Source organism: Pseudoalteromonas sp. S2721, from assembly GCF_005887425.1.
GTDB classification, from domain to species: Bacteria; Pseudomonadota; Gammaproteobacteria; order Enterobacterales; family Alteromonadaceae; genus Pseudoalteromonas; species Pseudoalteromonas simplex.
Map to the genome: position 1 here is coordinate 152,371 of NZ_PNCZ01000004.1, position 20,856 is coordinate 173,226.

A 20,856-nucleotide genomic window follows, 5' to 3' on the forward strand; every position below is an offset into this window, starting at 1 on the left:
AGGCATTTTTTTATTTTTCTTTAAAGCTTATTCAGCTTCTTTTGATACCATAACCATTGCAGGGCGTAATAAACGGCCATTTAATGTATAACCTTTTTGCATTACTGCAAGAACAGTATTAGGTGCTACATCATTGCTTGGTTGAATTGACATTGCTTGATGGAATTCAGGGTTAAATTGCTCACCCTGTGGGTTAACAATTTCAACACCGAATTTTGATACCGCATCATTAAAGCTCTTAACAGTCATTTCGATACCTTCAAGCACAGGTTTAAGCTGCTCATTTTCTTTATCAGAAAACTCAATTGCGCGCTCTAGGTTATCGATAACTGGTAATAATTCGTTAGCAAACTTTTCAAGTGCAAACTTATGCGCTTTTTCTACATCTTGAGCGGCACGACGACGCATGTTCTCAACATCTGCAGCAGCACGAACAACACTGTCTTTTTGATCGTTAATAGTTTGTTTAGCCGCTTCTAATTCACTGTGTAATAGTGCGATTTCAGCTTCTGGGCTCATTTCTTCGCCGTCAACTTGTTCAGCCGCTTTTTCTGCAGCTTCTACTTCAGCTTGCATTTGTTCAAATTCTTCGTTTAGTTCAACTTCTTGCTCTGGTGATTTTGTCTGCTCAGACATAGCTTACATGCTCCAATTCTTTACAACTGCGGTAATTATGGGGATTGAATTAAAAGATTCAAGAGGCTGATGAGCCGATTAACTTAAATTCTTGGATGATTGCTTCTATTTGCGCTGATTTTGGACAAATTACACAAAATCGGCTCTGGTATTCATGGTTATTAAAATAAGGAACGCTGATCACCATCAACTCATTACAGTCTGTAAATGGCAATTGTTCTGTGTTTAACACCGATAACCCATTTTTAAATGCGAGTTTATCTTCAACAAAATTTAAAAACGATACACCAATGTTTAAACTGGTTTGGCAATCAACTTGGCGGTAAAGGTAGTTTTCACCTACCACAATGCTGTTATCTGAACCGAGTTTTTGACTTAATTGCCGAGTCCATTGTGTTAAAGAGTCATGGCAATTATGTGGTGCAGTGGCTGCCATTGCCTGCATACGATATAAGCCTTCCATTAAGGTTTGCTGACTAAACACGGTATTAAGCCAAGTAGCAAACTGGTAACGAACGGCATCAGATGAATCTTCAGGTTTGGTAATGCAAATGTTATGGCTTTGCCCTGCTCTATCTATTAGTAGAATTAGCCAATTGCTACCATCAAAATCAAGCACCTCTACTCGAAAGACCAACTGTGAGCTGACTTGAGGTAAGCCCACACAACAACACACTTTATAGCGCTGACTCAAACCATGGGCTAGCTCGACTAATTGTGCTTGCTCAGGCTGCCAATATGGTGCGATTTCAGGTAGAGCAAAAAACTCAGCAAGCCAATAATCAAAACCGGCATTGGTTGGTACGCGGCCAGCAGAAGTATGCGGCGAATAGAGTAAGCCCACTTTTTCTAGCCGTGCCATAGCATTACGCACTGTAGCTGAACATACTGCCATGCCTTTTTGTTTGGCAATTCGGGTAGAGGCTACAGGCTGACCTTCCCCGTTACAGTAAAGGCTCATCACAGCTGAAAAAATTTGTTGATCGCGCGGATTTAATTTCATAATTCATACATCTTGCTTCTTGCCAGTGGATATTTGGGCGCAGCAAGTTTATTTCAAGTTATTTTCAAAGCATTAATTTTTAATGTAATCTATCGATATGAAAGTTTAAGTGCAAATAACATGGATTCACCGTTTAAAACCATAGGTTTAATTGGCAAACCTAATCACAGCGGGGCAGCTGCCACACTTGCTCGCCTGCACACATTTTTGCGAGCCTTGGGTTTCGAAGTGCTAGTAGAACAGCGCACTGGCCGTCAACTTGAAGACCTTCCTCAAGAAAACCTAGTTAAATTGGTAGATTTAGGTGAACGAGCAGACTTAGCCATAGTCGTCGGTGGTGATGGCAATATGCTTGGCGCAGCTCGAGTATTAGCGCGTTTTGATGTCGCTGTGATTGGCGTAAACCGTGGCAACTTAGGCTTTTTAACTGACTTAAACCCAGAAGGTTTTGAAGCGAGCCTAGAACAAGTGTTAAGTGGCCAGTTCCTTGAGGAAAAACGCTTCTTGCTTGAAGTTGAAGTATATCGCCATGCCGAACTGAAAAGTGCAAACTTGGCAGTGAATGAAGCGGTACTTCATGCTGATAAAGTTGCGCATATGATCGAGTTTGAGGCCTTTATTAATAACGACTTTGTATTCTCTCAACGCTCTGATGGATTAATCGTTTCAACACCAACTGGCTCAACAGCCTATTCATTATCTGGCGGCGGGCCTATTTTAACCCCTGAGCTGAATGCGATTTCATTAGTTCCTATGTTCCCGCACACATTATCAAGCCGTCCTCTTGTGGTTGACGCTGACAATGAAGTACGTTTAAAGCTTAGCCTCGAAAATACCGACAGCCTACAAGTCAGCTGTGATAGTCACGTAGTTTTAGCTGTATTACCTGGTGACGAAGTAGTGATTAAAAAAGCAGACAAGCATCTACGTTTGATTCATCCAAAGGAATACTCTTACTACAATGTATTAAGAAAAAAATTAAATTGGGGAAGCCGCTTATTTTAAGTGGCTTTTTTTATCTCAAGCTAATTGCCAAGGCGTATTGATTAGCGCAAAATAATAAGACTAAAAGCTGTATTTTTTAAAGGATTCTAAGGCGAAATGAGTTATATCGTTTTTCTTGCTCTATTATTACTTATCACCTTACTAGGTTGTTACTGGGTGGTTGAGAGCAATCGTCGTAAAGCTATTGAAGCTGAAAAAAAACGTTTTAATCAACGAGTCAAAGAAATCAATAATGACTTTAAAAATAAATTAATTGATTTTAGCGAAGGCAAAATTATCCGCCCTAAGAATATTTCGCGCCTAAATATGATCACCAGCAATTACTTTGTAGTGCAAGCGCACAATGAAGAAAATCTCACTTACCTCGAATTCATTAGCGATTTGCTTATCAACACAATCATAATGGAAGCCAGTAAAGCGCAAAGCCCTGAGGAAATTGATCAGCTCGCTGACAGGTTACAGTATTTTATGGCTGAATTGCCTTACAACGGCATCGAGTACAATAAAGCGTTTTATCAAGAAGCCTTACCATCGCTGATTGAAGTAATTAAATATCAGCCCCCCACCGATTTACAGGACGATCAGCCGCTAGCCCAGAGTACGCAAGCTGAAAATGAATCAGTCCAAGAAAATCAACTGCCAGAATTAAGCAAAGCTTAAAAATTTAATTTGCAAAACCCGAAAACACTGTATAAATTAACAGTTAATTGACTGGATGGATAAACAGTATGTTAATCGGGTTAGAAATTAAAAACTTTGCCATTGTAAGTAATTTAAGTACTGAGTGGCACAATGGTATGACAGCTATTACAGGTGAAACGGGCGCGGGTAAATCAATTGCAATTGATGCCCTGTCATTATGTTTAGGCGAGCGTGCAGATGCAGGTGCTGTTCGCCCAGGTACGGATCGTGCAGAAATTTGTGCACAATTTGATATTAGCCAACTCCCTCTTGCCCAGCACTTTTTAGAGCAACATTTACTCTCAAACAGTGAAGGCGAATGTTTACTACGCCGTGTTATTTGCAAAAATGGCCGCAGCAAGAGCTACATTAATGGCAGCTCAGTTACCGCTGCACAATTAAAAGAGATAGGTCAGTACTTAATTTCTATTCACGGGCAACATGCCCATCAGCATTTATTAAAAGCTGAACATCAGTTGCACCTGCTTGATGCCTATGCCGGCCACAACCAGCTATTAGCTGATGTTAAAGAGCGCTTTAAAGCCTACCAAGCATTAATTAAAGAATTTAATCAACTTGAACAACAACAGCAGCAACAAGCAGCTCAAAAGCAATTACTAGAGTATCAAGTAGCTGAACTTGATGAATTTGCCCTGCAACCGGGTGAGTTCGAAGAGATTGAAGCTGAGCATCATAAACTAAGCCATAGCCAGACTATTTTAGAGTCATGCCAACGTGAGCTACAACACTTATACGAAAGTGATGAGCAAAGTGCGTGTTCATTACTGCAACATAGCGCCCAACAATTTACAGAGCTGGCAAGCTACGATGAAAGCTTATCTAGCATAGCATCATTACTGAGTGAAGCTGCCGTTCAAGTTGAAGAAGCTAGCCGCGAGATACGCAGCTATGTTGATGTAACTGATTTAGACCCTGCCCGGTTAGACGAAGTTGAAACGCGTTTAACAGGTGCTATGGACCTTGCCCGTAAACATCATATAAAACCAGAAGAGCTGGTAGAATTTCATCAGTCAATCGCAGAAGAGTTAGCATCAATTAGTTATAACAGCGACCGCCTTGTTGCACTCGAAAGCGAAATTAACAATGCCCTTGAGCAATATAAACAAGCAGCAAAACTGTTAAGTGAAAGCCGCCATAAATACGCAGATACGCTTAATCAATTAATTAGTGATAGCATGGCTAACTTATCAATGGAAAACGGCAGGTTTGCGATTGATATTCAACAAACTAGCGATAAAGCGCCAAGTGCAATGGGTTTTGATACGGTGTCGTTTTTAGTATCTACCAACCCAGGTCAACCGTTACAAGCACTGTCTAAAGTGGCTTCTGGTGGTGAGTTATCGCGAATTAGTTTAGCTATTCAGGTCATTATTGCTCAGCGTGTTACAACGCCGACTCTTATTTTCGATGAAGTAGATGTGGGTATTTCTGGACCAACCGCTTCTGCAGTTGGCAAGCTTTTACGCCAATTAGGTAAATCAACTCAAGTTATTTGTGTAACTCACTTGCCGCAGGTTGCAAGCTCTGGACATCAGCAATTTTTTGTAGCTAAAGAAATTGCAAACGGCGAAACCTACACTCAAATGAATAAGCTATCTAAAGAAGGCCGTATTGATGAAATTGCCCGACTACTTGCCGGTGACAATATCAGTAAAATGGCTAGAGCAAATGCCAAAGAGCTTATAAGCGCACACGCATAACCCATTTTTAGCTATGAAACTTAGATTGTTGATGAATTTGATGGTATAGAGTTTATAAATGAAAAATAAAAATATACTTACAGCTTTGGGTCTTGCCTTAATAATACTTAACTCAGGGCATTCGTTTGGCGCAGTGGTTGAACCACCCTATAACGATACGCAGTTATTCGTTGCTTTATTTAAATGTATTTTGTTTGTCTTGCCCTCAACTACATTGTTGCTGGTTCTATGGAGTCGCTGGAAGCACTTAAGATTTAAGCAATTATTACAAACAGTATTAAATTATTCATTGGTCATCATGTTAGCTAGCCTGATAATGGTTAATCATCTAACAGCTGAGCTTTCATCATGGTTAGTTGTGTTTGCAGGTATTCATTCATTGCTTGTTGGCATTAATTATTTATTGGTTAAACAACACACTAACAGGATAAAAAATTCACTTACTAGTTGCTGGTAATGAAATTACTTTGGCTGCAAAAAAAATCGCGAAACAGCACGTTTCGCGATTTTAGTTCTTATTTGCTGATTAGCGTTATTCGATTTCGCTAGCTAAATATATCAAATTCATAAATAAACGGTCTGTCATACTACTAACTCCGGTACCATTGGTATAATTACCAACTTTATTTTGAGAGTTAATAATTGCATTATCTGCGAGTAATATATCACCCGATTTCAAGTCAAAAACCACTGTCGGTAAGCCATCTGGATTGACAGCTAACACTTGGCTTTCTTCTGGCATTACTGAGAAGTACCCCTTTGAACCACCAGCCTGATAAAAGCGTGTAACCTCTCCAAAAGGACCTGCAAATATAGCTTGTTGTATTTGAGAGTTTAAACCTTCTGGGTTTTGGGTATTTGGTCCATCTATGTAGCCTTCTCTGGTTACTGTATAACCCCACTTTGAATACACCTTCTCGTCAGTCATATCGGAATCTGATGCTATGATGACAACATTTCCTTTCTTCTCTGACCAATTATATAGCTCTGCAATTTCTGTTTCAGTAAAATCACTGTTGTAAAAACTACCCATAAAGAAGATATCAGTGTTATAGCTTTCAATCGCTTCCTGAGTAATTGAGCCTGATGCCGCAAAATCATGATTAACCGATACTGATTTAGCTACAACCCCACTTTCACCAAAATTTTCTGGACTTGCAAGTTTAGCCATCGGTAAATCAAACAAGTAAGCGTTTAATGTGTAGTTTTGCCATCGTGCCTTTCTTTGCTTATCAATACTCGTAATTACAAGCGACTCTACTCCTGTACTACAAGTAGGCTGCGCATAACATGCAACAGGCTTTAGAGTATTTAGTGCTAAATCGTTTATTCGCACTGGGTATGTCCCCAATGTGCATGTTTTACCCGTTTCGATTGATGCTTTATATAATTTAGTAATATTAAAATTACCTTGATCATTAATGACTTCACGGGAAATTACCAATTCGTCATTTTGATTTAGAGCAGCACCTGTTACCGTCGTTAAACCATGTTCAGATTTTTTTGTTAACTCCAGTGTTTCCGGATCCAATAAAAAAATGCTTGTGGCAGAGATGAGGTAAACCTCACCATTTTTAACAACCATGTCGCCACGCAGAATATCTGAACTACTATCGTAGCCCTTCATATTGCCTAAGAACTGAGTTTCACCTGAATCAATAGCAACCTGGTAAAGCTTACTCCCTTTAGAGCCATAAATAACGTCTTTGTTAGGGTCATAAGCAAGACGGGTCATAGGGTTAGTACGTGCCACTACAGTGTGTTTGCCTGTAGACATATCAACATAGGCGAGTTGTGTAAATCGATACTTGTCGGCTTTTATAGGCAGATCATTTAACTCTTCATCTGATAAGTTGAGAACACTCGTATCCAGTTTATAAGTTAAAGGTCTTGGGGCTGAAACATAATAGAGTCTATTTCGATAGCTATCAAAAGCCATTGCTGCGGATGAGAACTTTGCAGCAGAATGAATGTTAGCCGTTTGCGCTTGCTCATCTAAAGAAAAAACGAAGCCCGAGCTCCCTCTCCCTGAGTTGATTCCATATAACTCACCCGTACATTCAGACGCACTAAGGCCAGCAGGTATTAAGCCTAAAAGGCTAACTGTAGATAATAAAAACTTTTTCATTTTAAATTCCTTTCAATGTAAAAATAACTCACTTCCTGTTCAACTTTATTACTATCCTCCTTAGAATTTTGAACGAAATTGGTATAAAACTCACAAACAAAATCGCGAGGCCATAAGCCTCGCGATTTCAATTAGCGTCTAAAATTACAATTAATCGATTTCACTCGCATAATTGATTAAGTTCATAAATAAACGGTCTGACATGCTCGATACCTCGGTACCATCAGTAAAGTTGTCTTCTTTATTTTGTGTTGTCAGCATACCGCTATCAGCAAGTATTATGTCGCCTGTTGCAGCATCTAAAACAATTGTAGGCAAGCCATCCTGATTTACAGCTAAGACTTGAGTCCCTGAAGGCATTTCAGAGAAGTAGCCTTTTGCGCCACCAGCTTGGAAAAAGCGAGATACTTCACCAAATGGTCCTGCAAAGATTGCCTCTTGAGCTGCACTACCCACTCCTTCTGGGTTTTGTGTATTTGGACCATCAACATAACCATTGCGAGTTACTGTATAGCCCCATTTAGCATATACTTTTTCATCTGGCATATCAGAATCTGCTGCGATGATTACAACATTTCCCTGCTTTTTAGACCAGTTGTAAGCTTCATTTAATTCGCTGTCTGTGAAGTCGCTTTTGTGGAAACTACCAATAAAGAAAACATCGGTGCCATAAGCATCTATCGCAGCTTCAGTAATCGAATTTGCCGCTGCAAAATCATGATTTACAGATACTGTTTTATAAACAGTTCCCTGTTCACCAAAGTTTTCTGTACTTAAAAGCTTCGCAAGTGGTTTATCCATCAAGTGACCATTTAGTGTATAATTTTGCCACGTTGCTTTTCTTTGCATATCAATACTTGTAACAACAAAAGAGTCTGGCTCTACACTACATGTAGCTTGAGCATAGCAAGCAACTGGTTTTGCTGTATTTAGCGCCAAATCATTTATGCGCATCGGGTAGGTTCCCATTGCACACGTTTTGCCAGTCTCAATCGATGCTTTATATAACTTGGTAGTATTATAGTGACCTTGATCGTTTATAATTTCTCTAGAAATTAATAGCTCACCATTTTGATCAAGCGCAGCACCTGTAACAGCAATTAAGCCATGCTCTGATTTTTTCGTTAACTCCAATGTGTTCAAATTAACGGAAAAAATACTCGTAGCACTGATCAAAAATAGTTGGCCATCTTTAAAAACCATATCACCGCGTAAAATATCTGAGCTGTCGCCATAGCCAGTTAAGTTACCAAGTAATGTAGTTTTTCCTGATACAGGATCAACAGTATATAACTTGCTTCCTTTAGAGCCATACATCATGTCAGTATTAGCGTCATAAGCCAGTCGAGTCATTGGATTAGATCGAGAAACTACTGTGTGTTCACCAGTTGCCATATCAACATAAGCAAGCTGAGTATATTTGTATTTAGCCCCCTTAATTGGCAGATCTTTTAACTCATCTTCAGATAAGTTCAAATCACTAGGATCAAGTTTGTAAGTTAGCGGTCGAGGAGCTGAAACATAATATAATCGATCCCTTGCACTATCATAGGCCATAGCAGCAGAAGAAAACTTTGCTTTTGAGTGAATAGCGGCTGTTTGCTCTTGCTCATTTAAAGAAAAAACAATGCCTAGATGGCCGCGACCAGAATTAATTCCATACAACTCACCCGTACATTCATTAGCGACTACATTTGTAGATAAAGCACTTGTGACTGCAAGAACTGAAAGTAGCGATTTTTTCATATTATTACACCTAAAAATTAGGCCGACTAACTAAAATAATTAATAAAAATAATTAAATTACTGCTTTAGCATCAGGCCATTACGTTTAAATTTTGTACGCAATAATTTTATTTCGCTACAGTTCAAACACAATCAGAAATTACTGATTTGTCTCGATTTATTATAAAAACAGACATAACAATTAGCACCAATTATGTAAAACACACTTTAGTATTGACAATGGCTAATAACTTCTGATTTTCTATATTCTCAATGTTTTAATATTCTTACTGCTCCATATTTTCCACACATTTTCTCAGTAGCATAACGGCAAACTTGGTCACCGAAATATTTAATGAAGCTAACTGTAACTTTAATTCTTGCTCTTCTTTCTCTTCCTTGTATGGCTAATACAGATCACATACCGCAGATAGAAGAAATATTTGCCTTAGAGCAGAAAGGAAACCTAAAAAAAGCACTATTGTTAATTGAACAACTACAAAGCAAGAACACGCCTGTCGCAAAATCAACGATTGATTTGATAAAAGCCCCCATATTAAGAAAACAAGGGCAATACGAGGCTGCAATAGAGTTACTTTTACCTTTACAGCATATTGCTGAGTTATCCAAAGAAGAGCATTATCAAATCCAAAAAGAGCTTGGTATCAATTACAGACGTCAAGTTAAAACGACCCAAGCTCAGCAGCATTATATGGCAGCACTCAAACTAGCTTACGAGTTAAAGGATAAAAACAAACAGGCACAAAGCCATAGTAATCTGGGTACCTTATATGACACGTTGAATGATCTAGACCAGTCTATGTTTCAGCAATTAAAAGCACAAAAGCTTTTAATTGGCAGTAAAGATAATGAGTTAATCGCCACCAATTTTTATAATTTAGCAAACCTTTCTCATCGCCTAGATGATCTTGCTCAGTCTGAATACTTCTACAAAAAAGCACTTGAGTTTGATATTAAAACAAAAAATCAAATAAACATTGCAGATACCAGCTTACAGTTGGCAAAGTTAGTTTATAAACGTGGTGACTATGAGCAAGCTTTACCCTTATTAAAAAATGCCTACTCACGCTTAGCTGATTTAAATGCTTATGAAGGAATGGCAACAGCAAAGCATACGCTAATGCAACTATATTTAAAGCTCGAAAATAAACATATGGCTTTAAGTAGTGCAGATTCAGGCCTCAGAGCAGCACTTAAATCTGGCTCAGCATTGAGTCAAATATATTCATATTTCAATTTAATTGAACTCCACCTGCCACTTAAGAACTCACAATTGATTGACCTCTATTTGAGTCGTTCAAAAGAACTTATCGAAGGAATTGATAATCGGTTACTAAATAAAAAGCTGCATGGCTACACCGCAGTTTATGCCGAACTTATCGGTGACTACAAACTCGCAACTGAGCAATTGAAGCTTGAAAATAAACTAGCCGAGTCTTTGTTTGAAGAACATTTAAATCAAGCCGTTGAAAAAAACAAAAAGCAATTAACAGCAATCGAGCAACAGCAACGTATTGATGATGAAGTGCAAAAAAATAAGCTCACTACTGCACAAATGAATAACCAACGACTAGAAAAACAGATTTGGTTATTGTCTGCGGGTATTGTTTTGTTGTTCACGACTCTTGCGCTCGTGCTTTATTACTTCAAGCATCGAAAAGCGCTATTTAAAGCAAAACTTTATCAATATAACCTGCTTGAAAAAGACAAAATGCTTGCTGATATATCCCATGAATTACGCACCCCTTTAAGCGTATTAAAACTGCATATAGAAGCACTTGAGCTCGATATTCAAGAAAACCGCGATCTAGCCTATAGCAAAATTAATGGCAAAATAGCGCAACTTAACAACCTAATTTCAGATGTGTATCAGTTATCTCAAGCAGAAAACAAGACTCTCGCGCTAAATCTCCAACGCTTAAATGCTGCAAATGTCTTTGCTGAGTACGAGCAAGACATGCGTCATTATGTTCGCAGCCACCACCTGACATTTTTTTCAGACATTATTATTGCTAAAGATGTAGAGATCACGGTAGATAAACAAAAGCTCGATCAGATCCTTAATAATATTTTTACTAATGCCTGCCTATATACCGACAGCCCTGGTCATGTTCGGCTCAAAGTGAGAACTAACAAGCAAGAGCTGTTTATTCAAGTCGATGATACTTCTCCGGGTGTAGGTAAAGCCCATATAGGCAAACTCTTTGACCGTTTATATCGTGTTGAAGAATCTCGAAGCCGCGCATCAGGAGGCTCAGGTTTGGGGCTATCAATTTGCCAGAGTTTTGTCGAATTAATGTCTGGCAGTATCAGTGCATTACCGGGTAAGTCGGGTGGATTATGTATCCGAATTTTACTGCCTTTAAGCAATAAATAAGCTTCTCCATTTTTCCACCATATTTTATTGCTTAAATAGCATAATAAACTACTGTGGAATGGAACCATGTCAGAGTCATTAAAGCATGCTCAATGGGCAAAATCTGTTGAGCGTAAACACCGCCAAAGCAAAGTTAAAAAAACCAAAAAATCACCTCTTCCTATCTGCGCCGCGCTTGCTTGTGTGCTATTGAGTGCTGGGTTTTATTATGCGAGCTATGAAAAACCGAAAGAGTATCCACCGTTATCTGCAGCGGCGAAACAGCGTATCTCGCAATTTTTTGCCAAACAGTTTTTACTGGGGCAATGGCGCTTAAATAAAATTAACTACTCATCTGATGCAATTCAGGTGTATGTGCAAACGCCAAGCAAAATTGCTCTAGAAGGTGAAGCTTTGAGTCAATATTTACATTACGCTTTATGCCCTGTGGCTAGCAAACGCATTTGGCAAGATATCAAAACGAGGGAATTATCAGTGTATGTGTTTAGCCATTCGATTCGAAAAGGTGATCGAACAGTATGTAATTTAGAAAGCGATGAACGCCAAATCAATTGATTTGACGTTCATCATAGCGATAGCCAGCACCATAAACGGAAGCGACTATCTTAGGAGAGAAATCTAAACTCTTAAGCTTTTTGCGAATATTTTTAATATGGCTGTCGATTACCCGATCGGTAATATCAAAGTTGTTTGGTTGGATATGGTCAAGTATCTGCTGCCTAGAAAAAACACGCTTTGGGGCTTTGTACAAAAGTTTAAATACGTCAAATTCCACTTTTGTTAAACCTAAAGAGACACCTTTAATTTCAACTTCAAGCGCATCTTCTATTAAGCAAATTGCATCAGTCGCTTGCACTACTACATCGGTACTAGGTGCTGACGCACAACGCCTTAAAATAGCTTTAACACGCATCACCAGCTCTGCACCGCTAAAAGGTTTACAAACATAGTCATCGGCACCATGTTCCAATCCTTTTAACCTGTCAGCCTCTTCGACTTTCGCGGTTACCATAATAATCGGCACCATAGAAAAAGCGCGGATCTGCTTCATGCACTCCACGCCATCTAAATTGGGTAACATTACATCTAAAATTATCGCATCCGGATTCTTTTCTTTAACCCACGACATCACAGCACTGCCATCAGTGATGTGGTGAGTGGTAAAGCCAGATGCATTGAAGAACAACAGCACTTGTTCTGCAATATCTAAGTCGTCTTCAACGACTAATATCTGCGGCATTTCTATTTCCGTTTATATTTTTTTTATTGTTCTAAGTTGTTGCTTCACCATCGCTTTAAGCGTATCTGATAAGGTTTCATCTAATAAAACCATAGTCAGAATATCGTGCAGATCTTCACTATTCATAACCTCATTGAGTAAATCATTTTCAGATTTCGAATTTGGCTGAAAAAAGCTTAACTGCTCGTCATTTGTGTGTTCGCAAAACATTTTCTTTTTATCCATGTTGTTAGCATCAAATATTAAGATGGGCTTCTGCCTCTACTAAATATTAAAACGCAACAATATGGAGCAAATATGGAGTTAGTACGAAATAATGAATTTTTTCTGTTCAACAGTTAGATTCATTCCTAAATTTTAGGTAATAAGCGCTATTTTTTCATTATTTTTCTAAAACTAGGTTAAATTTTCGTATCAATAAAATGATAGGCAATAAAAAAGCAAGCTCGGTAGCTTGCTTTTAAAAGTGTTGAATGGCGCCTTAGAATTAAACGTCTAAGTAATCCATAATCCCTTCTGCGGCATTTCGGCCTTCGAAAATAGCCGTTACCACTAAATCTGAGCCGCGGACAATATCGCCACCGGCAAAAATCTTAGGGTTGGTTGTTTGGTGAGTAAATTCACCTTTTTCTGGTGCATTGATACCACCCCAATGATTGATTTCAACACCGTACGGTTCTAACCAATCCATTTTATGAGGTTTAAAACCAAACGCCATGAGCACTTTAGTTGCTTCAATAACATGCTCAGAACCCGCAACTTCTTCAGCACGACGACGACCATTTTCGTCCGGTTCACCAAGTTGGGTTTTCACCATCTTAACACCAGCAACTTTCCCTTGCTCGTCAACCACAATGCCTTTTGGCTGAACGTTAAAGGTAAACTCAACGCCCTCTTCACGAGCATTTTTAACTTCGCGCTTTGAGCCTGGCATGTTTTCTTCGTCACGACGATACGCACAGGTAACCTGTGTAGCGCCTTGTCGGATAGAGGTTCTCACACAGTCCATTGCTGTATCACCACCGCCTAACACGACAACTTTTTCGTTCGCCATATCGATATAAGCTTGCTTGTCTTCTGCATAGCCCATAACACGGTTAGTGTTACCAATTAAAAACGGCAGTGCATCAAACACACCCTCTGCATCTTCATTCTCAAGGCCTGCACGCATACTTTGATAGGTACCCACCCCTAAGAATACGGCATCATATTCAGCCAAAATTTCATCAAGGGTAATGTCAACGCCAACTTCAGTGTTTAGCTTAAACTCAACTCCCATTTCCGTGAAAATTTCACGACGCTTTTGCATTACTTCTTTTTCAAGTTTGAATGAAGGAATACCAAACGTAAGAAGGCCACCGATTTCTGGGTGACGGTCAAACACCACAGGCTTAACACCGTTACGTACTAAAATATCCGCACAACCTAAACCAGCAGGGCCAGCACCTATGATAGCCACTTTTTTGTCAGACCATACCACATACGACATATCTGGTTTCCAGCCCATTTTAAATGCCGTATCAGTGATGTACTTTTCGATATTACCGATAGTGACAGCACCAAACTCTTCTTCAAGTGTGCAAGAGCCTTCACACAAGCGGTCTTGTGGGCACACTCGACCACACACCTCTGGTAAGCTGTTTGTACGGTGAGACAGCTCTGCCGCTTCTAAAATACGGCCAGTACGAATGAGTTTTAACCATTGTGGAATATAGTTATGCACTGGGCATTTCCATTCACAGTATGGATTACCACAATCTAAACAGCGATCCGCCTGTGAGTTAACTTGTGTCTCAGAAAACGGCTCGTAGATTTCTACGAAAGATTGTTTACGTGCTGAAATTGGCTTTTTGCGCGGATCAACACGTTGTACATCGATAAACTGGTATACATTTTCGCTCATACTACCCCCTTACTGAGCCTGAACACGAAGCTCTGCGCTGCTGCGCGCTCGGTGTCCGAGTAAACTTTTTACATCACTAGACTTTGGCTTAACTAATTTAAACATTGGCATGTATAAATCGAAGTTAGCTAAAATCTGCTCAGCGCGGTTTGAGCCGGTAAGCTCTAAATGCTCAGCGATGAGTCCGCGTAAATGTTCTTGATGCGACGCCAACCCTTCAAGGGTAACAATTTCAACAAGCTCAGGGTTAATGCGTTTTTCAAAGTCGTTGCCTTCATCAAGAATATACGCAAATCCCCCTGTCATACCTGCGCCAAAGTTAATACCCACTTTGCCAAGTACGCAAACCACACCACCTGTCATGTATTCACAGCCGTTGTCACCAACACCTTCTACAACCGCTTGTACGCCCGAGTTACGCACTGCAAAACGCTCACCGGCACAGCCTGCAGCAAATAACTTACCGCCTGTTGCACCATATAAACAGGTATTACCGGCAATGGTCGCTTTGTGACTTTCAAAAGATGAACCCAGCGGTGGGCGAATTACTAGCTTACCGCCAGCCATGCCTTTACCAACATAGTCATTGGCATCACCAACCAGTGTCATTTCAAGGCCACCTGCATTCCATACACCAAATGATTGACCCGCTGTACCATGAAGCTCAACAGAGACAGGATCAGCAGCCATACCTTGGTTACCGTGTTTAGAAGCGATATAGCCAGATAACATAGCGCCCACTGAACGGTCTGTATTGCAAATACGGTTAACCAGTGAGATACCTGATTTTTCATCAATTGCTTGTTTAGCTTTTTCAAGCAAGGTTTCATTTAGCTGACCTAAGTAGTGTGAGCTATTTGGCGCACTACAATACAGTGTTTCACCCGTTGGGTTGTTAGGCACAGCAATCACAGACGACAGATCGACTTTCTTTTGTTTCTCTGTGTTGCCTTCGATTGCTTCAAGTAAGTCCAAACGACCAATTAAATCTGTTAAACGAGTTACACCTAAACTTGCCATAATTTGGCGAGCTTCTTCGGCTATAAACTTAAAATAGTTCATCGCCATTTCTGGTAGGCCATGATAATGCTTTTGGCGCAGCGTATCGTCTTGCGTTGCAACACCAGTCGCACAGTTGTTTAAGTGACAAATACGTAAATATTTACAACCAAGTGCCACCATAGGGCCAGTACCAAAGCCAAAGCTTTCAGCACCTAAAATAGCCGCCTTAATGATATCTAGACCCGTTTTAAGACCACCATCTGTTTGCAAACGAATACGGTGACGTAAACCATTTTCTACCAGCGCTTGCTGGGTTTCAGCAAGACCAAGCTCCCAAGGGCTACCTGCATACTTAACAGAGGTAAGCGGGCTTGCACCTGTGCCACCGTCATAACCAGCAATGGTAATTAAATCTGCATAGGCTTTAGCTACGCCAGTTGCGATAGTACCTACACCCGGCTCAGAAACGAGTTTCACCGAGATCAGTGCATCTGGGTTTACTTGTTTTAAATCGAAAATAAGCTGGGCTAAATCTTCAATCGAGTAAATATCGTGATGCGGCGGAGGCGAAATTAAGGTCACACCTGGCACTGAGTAACGTAATTTTGCAATATACGGCGTTACTTTTTCACCCGGTAATTGACCACCCTCACCTGGTTTTGCACCTTGCGCCACTTTAATTTGAATGACATCAGCGCTACGTAAGTAATGTGGTGTAACACCAAAACGGCCCGAAGCAACTTGCTTAATACGTGAGTTTTTCTCTGTACCGTAGCGAAGCTTGTCTTCACCACCTTCACCAGAGTTTGAACAACCCCCTAAGCGGTTCATTGCAATCGCGAGTGCTTCATGTGCTTCTGGCGATAATGCACCAATACTCATTGCTGCTGAGTCAAAACGTTTGTAAAGCTCAGTTGCTGGCTCTACGTCATCAACACTCACACCGCTATCAGGAATTTTCACCGCCAACATGTCACGTAAATTGGTGATCGGGCGGTTATTTACTAAATCAGCATAAGCCAAGTAGTCTTTATAATCCCCAGAGCGCACTGCCTTTTGCAGTGTTTGAATAACATCAGGGTTATAAGCATGGTACTCACCACCGTGAACATATTTTAGTAAGCCACCATGGCTTAATAACTTACGTTTACTAAATGCCAGCTTATGAAGTTTACGTTGGTCATCATCAAAATCAGTAAAACACGCCCCTTTGATACGACTAGCTACACCGTTAAAGCAGGTTTCTACAACCGCATCTGATAAACCAACTGCCTCAAATAACATCGAGCAGCGGTACGAAGCGACAGTACTGATCCCCATTTTCGACATGATTTTATACAGACCCTTGTTGATCGCATTACGATAAGCAAGCGTTACTTCGCAATAGCTCTTGTTTAAAATCTTTTTGTCACTCATTGCAACTAATGATTCATATGCAAGGTACGGATAAATTGCCGTTGCACCAAAACCAAGTAATACCGCAAACTGATGCGCATCACGGACACTACCCGATTCGATGATGATATTAGATTCACAACGTAAGTTATTATCGACTAAACGCCTTTGAATTGAACCAACCGCCATCGCAGCCGGGATCGGTAAATGCGTTTCGCTAAAGTTACGATCACTTAAAATAAGCATGACACAGCCTGACGCTGCTTTTTCTTGTGCTTCATCACAAATACGTGTGATTGCGTTTTCTAAGCCTTCTTCTTGTGTGTAAGTGATATCAATTTTACAGTAGCTGTAATGCTCATCGTCAGCATTGATCAGCTGTTGCATATCAGCGTACATCAAAATCGGCGTATCAAACTGTAAACGCTTAGCGTGGCCGGTTGTTTCGTTAAATACGTTTTGCTCACTACCAATACAGGTTGCCAGTGACATAACGTGATTTTCACGAAGTGGGTCAATTGGTGGATTGGTTACTTGCGCAAATTTTTGTCGGAAGTAATCAAACAGTGAGCGATGGCCTTCTGACAGTACCGCAAATGGCGTGTCATCACCCATTGAACCTGTTGCTTCTTGACCATTTTCACCCATTACACGAATCACGCTATCAAGTTCTTCGTTGGTGTAGCCAAACATTTTTTGATACTTAAGCAGTGTTTCGTCATCAAAAGAACGGTTACCCGCATCTTTTTCAGATAACTGTTCAAATGGCGTTAAACGCTTAACGTTTGCTTCAAGCCATGCTTTATATGGATGGCGTGACTTAAGATCTTGGTCAATCTCATCTGAATGCCAAATTTTACCTTGATGAGTATCAATAACTAATAACTCACCAGGGCCAACACGGCCTTTTTCAACCACTTCGTCTGGCGCGTAGTCCCAAATACCGACTTCTGATGCAAGGGTAATAAAACCATCTTGGGTAATTACATAACGCGCTGGGCGTAAACCGTTACGGTCAAGGTTACAAGCAGCAAAACGACCGTCAGACATGACAATACCAGCTGGGCCATCCCATGGTTCCATATGCATTGAGTTAAAGTCATAGAATGCACGTAGGTCATCATCCATAGCACGGTTTTTTTGCCATGCTGGCGGCACAAGCATACGCATTGCACGGAATAAATCCATGCCACCGGCTAAGAACAACTCAAGCATATTATCTAAGCTAGAAGAGTCTGAGCCGCTTTCGTTCACGAAAGGCGCTGCTGATTGCAAATCAGGAATAAGTGGTGAGGCAAACTTATACGCACGGGCACGAGCCCATTGGCGGTTACCTTGAATCGTATTAATTTCACCATTATGTGCTAGATAGCGGAATGGTTGCGCCAGTGGCCAACGAGGTTGTGTATTAGTAGAGAAACGTTGGTGGAATACACAAATCGCACTGGTCATGCGGATGTCAGCTAGGTCTAAATAAAAGTTAGGTAGGTCTACAGGCATCATTAAGCCTTTATAGACAGTAACTAAACCAGATAAGCTGGCAATATAAAAATGTTCATCGTTTTCGAGGCGTTTTTCAGCACGACGACGCGCTACATACAAGCGACGTTCTAAATCTTTTGGACGCCAGCCTTCTGGTGCGCTTACAAAAATTTGTTCAAAGCCGGGTAGTTGTTTTTTTGCAATTGGCCCTAAACATGACGCATCGGTAGGTACTACGCGCCAGCCTTGAATGCTCAAGGTTTCTTTTTCGAGTTCTTCACTCAACACATCTTTAGCTGTTTGCGCAAGTACAGGATCGGCATTTAAAAATACCATGCCAACGGCGTAGTTCTTTCCTAGGTGCCAATCATGTTCGCTGGCAATAGCACGAAAGAAGCTATCAGGTTTTTGCATTAATAAACCACAGCCATCACCTGTTTTACCATCTGCAGAAATACCCCCACGGTGCTCCATGCGATCTAAGCCAGTGATTGCTGTTCGAATCAAGCGGTGACTCGCCTGACCATTGACCTGGGCTATTAAGCCAAAGCCACAATTATCTTTTTCTAATTTTGAGTCGTATAACATAGACCCCTCCCCTTGCTACAACGACTAGCGGTTCAGTCTTTTGTGACAGTGCTAGCAGACGAACAAAACTATCGCCAAATACCTCATGAGTCAATAGAGTTTTGAATACATATTCATATTCATGAATATTTCTCACTTAAGGTACTTTTTAAATTCTATGCTATTTTTTTACATTTAGTCGTATTTTACCCGTTATTTTTTTATGACACTGGTGTCAAATTTAACAACTTGTAAAAAACAATCTAAAAACCCGCCGATTTACGTTAACGTAAACTGCGCTTTGTTTTGAATAATTATTCAAAATATGAATATCAATGCAGTTTTTTACGGGGTCTCGCCTAGCCTAACTGCATCATTATTTACTCTTGGCTTTAGCATAGTTACAAACTACGTATCTGAGCAGACAACCTTAGTCGCAATGACTGAGTTCTTTACCCTTGCGTCAACAATCAGCAATTTAAAAGTGTCCGCAGCGGACACTTTTTCTGTCCGCGGACAGACATTAACTCACTGTTAAAACATAAAATAATTAAAAATCAATAAATTAAAAACTGGCACGCTACTGGTATAGATAAGACATCAGCGAAATTGAGGATTTCAAAATGTTCACTATCAGTTTGTTTATGGCTTCTCCACTTACCATGCTTGCCGTTGGCTTCATGATTGTGTGTTTTGAGAATCGTAAGGAGTTATGATGATTAAGGATACCAGTGCCCAAGATATTACAGTGGCCAAGAAAAACACCATTAAAAAGCCACTTATACTAGCAGCAGGTGTAATACTTGTTGGTGCACTCGGCTTTAAAGCATTGTTTGCCAGTAACGATGGCAGCATCTCGGTTGATGCAGCAAGCCTACAAATTAGTGAAGTAAGCCAAAAGACACTCACCAGAGATGTAGCAGCAAGCGGTAAAATCGTTGCAGCTAATGCGCCAAAGGTTTACAGCCCTGAACGCGGCTTTGTCGATTTAAAAGTTAAAGCCGGTGACAGCGTTGAAGTAAATGAAGTGATCGCAACCGTAACCAGCCCTGAGCTAACCAACGAGCTAAAACAACAACAATCAGTATTAGCGAGATTAGAAGGCGAGTTACAGCGCAAGCAACTTGAAGCGCGTAGACAAAAACTAAGCCTGACTAAAGCGCTCGATTTAGCGCAAGTTGAACTCAATGCTGCAGATAGAGAAAACCGCCGAGCTAAAATCTCAATCGAAAAACATTTAATTAGCCAAATAGATTTAGAAAAAGCCGTTGATGACTTAGCCCGTGCCAAGCTGTCTTATAAGCACGCCGAGCAAGAAGTCAGCTTAGCTAAAGACACCCTCGCATTTGAGCTAAAAGCAGCAGAGCGTGATCTGGCTCGTCAGCAACTAATTGTTGATGACTTACTCAGACAAGTAAATGAACTCACTATTACCGCGAGTGTAAGCGGCATTGTGGGTAACTTATTAGTGCAACAAAAAGAAGCGGTCACACAAAGCCAACCACTAATGACATTGGTCGATTTAAGTAACTTTGAAGCAGAACTGCAAGTACCAGAAAGCTACGCCAATGAGCTGGGTCTTGGTATGCAAGTTGAGCTTACTTTAGGTGCTCGTCATGTCACAGGCACGCTATCGGCTATATCACCTGAAGTAAATAATCGCGAGGTCACAACCCGCGTACGCTTTGACAATGAGATTTCTGGCATTCGCCAAAACCAACGCTTAACCGCACGTATTTTACTAGAAAATCGCGACGATGTATTACAAGTAAAACGCGGCGCATTCTTACAACAAGGTGGCACCCATGCTTATAAAGTTGACGGTGACATGGCTTATTTAATCGATATAAAAACCGGTGCAAGCAGTATCAATGCTGTCGAGATAATTGAAGGCGTAGAGCCTGGCGATAAGTTAATTATCTCGAACTACGATCGCTTTAAAAAAGCACCCACACTGGTTTTACGCTAAC

At 40.5% G+C, this 20,856-nt stretch carries 15 protein-coding genes; 7 read left to right on the forward strand and 8 right to left on the reverse strand.

The genetic code is table 11. The features are described from left to right. Positions 1-27: 27 nt before the first annotated feature. A complete protein-coding gene (gene grpE, locus CWC02_RS01195; RefSeq protein WP_054551515.1) occupies positions 28-636 on the reverse strand; it encodes a nucleotide exchange factor GrpE in 609 nt (202 codons plus the stop codon). A 58-nt stretch (positions 637-694) separates the two neighbouring features. After that, on the reverse strand, positions 695-1,639 hold the full coding sequence (locus tag CWC02_RS01200; RefSeq protein ID WP_138600471.1) for an HrcA family transcriptional regulator: 945 nt from the start codon (positions 1,637-1,639) through the stop codon (positions 695-697). 120 nt (positions 1,640-1,759) lie between these two features. On the opposite strand from CWC02_RS01200, the gene nadK reads away from it, so the two are divergent. From nadK to CWC02_RS01220, 4 genes are all read left to right on the forward strand, one after another. Further along, positions 1,760-2,644 (forward strand): NAD(+) kinase, encoded by an 885-nt coding sequence (gene nadK, locus CWC02_RS01205; protein WP_138615977.1) that lies wholly within the window; start codon positions 1,760-1,762, stop codon positions 2,642-2,644. 96 nt (positions 2,645-2,740) lie between these two features. Then, positions 2,741-3,304 (forward strand): hypothetical protein, encoded by a 564-nt coding sequence (locus CWC02_RS01210; protein WP_212751470.1) that lies wholly within the window; start codon positions 2,741-2,743, stop codon positions 3,302-3,304. Positions 3,305-3,372: 68 nt separating this feature from the next. Continuing rightward, positions 3,373-5,046, forward strand: a complete 1,674-nt coding sequence (gene recN / locus CWC02_RS01215; protein ID WP_054551518.1) for a DNA repair protein RecN — start codon at positions 3,373-3,375, stop codon at positions 5,044-5,046. A gap of 58 nt (positions 5,047-5,104) precedes the next feature. After that, complete coding sequence (locus tag CWC02_RS01220) at positions 5,105-5,503, forward strand: hypothetical protein (RefSeq protein WP_138615979.1); 399 nt, start codon at positions 5,105-5,107, stop codon at positions 5,501-5,503. A gap of 75 nt (positions 5,504-5,578) precedes the next feature. Here CWC02_RS01220 and CWC02_RS01225 read toward each other — a convergent pair whose 3' ends face one another. Continuing rightward, complete coding sequence (locus CWC02_RS01225; protein WP_138615981.1) at positions 5,579-7,174, reverse strand: hypothetical protein; 1,596 nt, start codon at positions 7,172-7,174, stop codon at positions 5,579-5,581. A 150-nt stretch (positions 7,175-7,324) separates the two neighbouring features. After that, entirely contained in the window at positions 7,325-8,920 is a 1,596-nt protein-coding gene (locus tag CWC02_RS01230; RefSeq protein ID WP_138615983.1) for a hypothetical protein, read from the reverse strand. 334 nt (positions 8,921-9,254) lie between these two features. On the opposite strand from CWC02_RS01230, the gene CWC02_RS01235 reads away from it, so the two are divergent. Then, positions 9,255-11,297 carry an ATP-binding protein gene (locus CWC02_RS01235; RefSeq protein WP_138615985.1) on the forward strand — a complete coding sequence of 681 codons (2,043 nt, stop codon included), beginning with the start codon at positions 9,255-9,257 and terminating at the stop codon, positions 11,295-11,297. A 66-nt stretch (positions 11,298-11,363) separates the two neighbouring features. After that, complete coding sequence (locus CWC02_RS01240; protein WP_138600461.1) at positions 11,364-11,852, forward strand: hypothetical protein; 489 nt, start codon at positions 11,364-11,366, stop codon at positions 11,850-11,852. On the opposite strand, the gene CWC02_RS01245 is transcribed toward CWC02_RS01240, so the two are convergent. From CWC02_RS01245 to gltB, 4 genes are all read right to left on the reverse strand, one after another. Then, entirely contained in the window at positions 11,845-12,537 is a 693-nt protein-coding gene (locus tag CWC02_RS01245; RefSeq protein WP_138615987.1) for a response regulator, read from the reverse strand. The genes CWC02_RS01240 and CWC02_RS01245 overlap by 8 nt on opposite strands. 12 nt (positions 12,538-12,549) lie before the next feature. After that, a complete protein-coding gene (locus tag CWC02_RS01250; protein ID WP_228290467.1) occupies positions 12,550-12,762 on the reverse strand; it encodes a hypothetical protein in 213 nt (70 codons plus the stop codon). Between the two features lie 262 nt (positions 12,763-13,024). Next, positions 13,025-14,440: a glutamate synthase small subunit GltD family protein gene (locus CWC02_RS01255; protein ID WP_138615989.1), complete on the reverse strand. Its 1,416-nt coding sequence runs from the start codon at positions 14,438-14,440 to the stop codon at positions 13,025-13,027. A 9-nt stretch (positions 14,441-14,449) separates the two neighbouring features. Continuing rightward, positions 14,450-18,907, reverse strand: coding sequence for a glutamate synthase large subunit (gltB, locus tag CWC02_RS01260; protein WP_138615991.1), 4,458 nt, complete (start codon positions 18,905-18,907; stop codon positions 14,450-14,452). 694 nt (positions 18,908-19,601) lie between these two features. Here gltB and CWC02_RS01265 point away from each other — a divergent pair. Continuing rightward, complete coding sequence (locus CWC02_RS01265) at positions 19,602-20,855, forward strand: efflux RND transporter periplasmic adaptor subunit (RefSeq protein WP_138616030.1); 1,254 nt, start codon at positions 19,602-19,604, stop codon at positions 20,853-20,855. Position 20,856: the final 1 nt, after the last annotated feature.

What these genes read in the sequence shown, in the direction of transcription:
- grpE (WP_054551515.1), bottom strand. Translation starts at nt 636, where the DNA reads ATGTCTGAGCAGACAAAATCACCAGAGCAAGAAGTTGAACTAAACGAA.
- CWC02_RS01200 (WP_138600471.1), bottom strand. Translation starts at nt 1,639, where the DNA reads ATGAAATTAAATCCGCGCGATCAACAAATTTTTTCAGCTGTGATGAGC.
- nadK (WP_138615977.1), top strand. Translation starts at nt 1,760, where the DNA reads ATGGATTCACCGTTTAAAACCATAGGTTTAATTGGCAAACCTAATCAC.
- CWC02_RS01210 (WP_212751470.1), top strand. Translation starts at nt 2,741, where the DNA reads ATGAGTTATATCGTTTTTCTTGCTCTATTATTACTTATCACCTTACTA.
- recN (WP_054551518.1), top strand. Translation starts at nt 3,373, where the DNA reads ATGTTAATCGGGTTAGAAATTAAAAACTTTGCCATTGTAAGTAATTTA.
- CWC02_RS01220 (WP_138615979.1), top strand. Translation starts at nt 5,105, where the DNA reads ATGAAAAATAAAAATATACTTACAGCTTTGGGTCTTGCCTTAATAATA.
- CWC02_RS01225 (WP_138615981.1), bottom strand. Translation starts at nt 7,174, where the DNA reads ATGAAAAAGTTTTTATTATCTACAGTTAGCCTTTTAGGCTTAATACCT.
- CWC02_RS01230 (WP_138615983.1), bottom strand. Translation starts at nt 8,920, where the DNA reads ATGAAAAAATCGCTACTTTCAGTTCTTGCAGTCACAAGTGCTTTATCT.
- CWC02_RS01235 (WP_138615985.1), top strand. Translation starts at nt 9,255, where the DNA reads ATGAAGCTAACTGTAACTTTAATTCTTGCTCTTCTTTCTCTTCCTTGT.
- CWC02_RS01240 (WP_138600461.1), top strand. Translation starts at nt 11,364, where the DNA reads ATGTCAGAGTCATTAAAGCATGCTCAATGGGCAAAATCTGTTGAGCGT.
- CWC02_RS01245 (WP_138615987.1), bottom strand. Translation starts at nt 12,537, where the DNA reads ATGCCGCAGATATTAGTCGTTGAAGACGACTTAGATATTGCAGAACAA.
- CWC02_RS01250 (WP_228290467.1), bottom strand. Translation starts at nt 12,762, where the DNA reads ATGGATAAAAAGAAAATGTTTTGCGAACACACAAATGACGAGCAGTTA.
- CWC02_RS01255 (WP_138615989.1), bottom strand. Translation starts at nt 14,440, where the DNA reads ATGAGCGAAAATGTATACCAGTTTATCGATGTACAACGTGTTGATCCG.
- gltB (WP_138615991.1), bottom strand. Translation starts at nt 18,907, where the DNA reads ATGTTATACGACTCAAAATTAGAAAAAGATAATTGTGGCTTTGGCTTA.
- CWC02_RS01265 (WP_138616030.1), top strand. Translation starts at nt 19,602, where the DNA reads ATGATTAAGGATACCAGTGCCCAAGATATTACAGTGGCCAAGAAAAAC.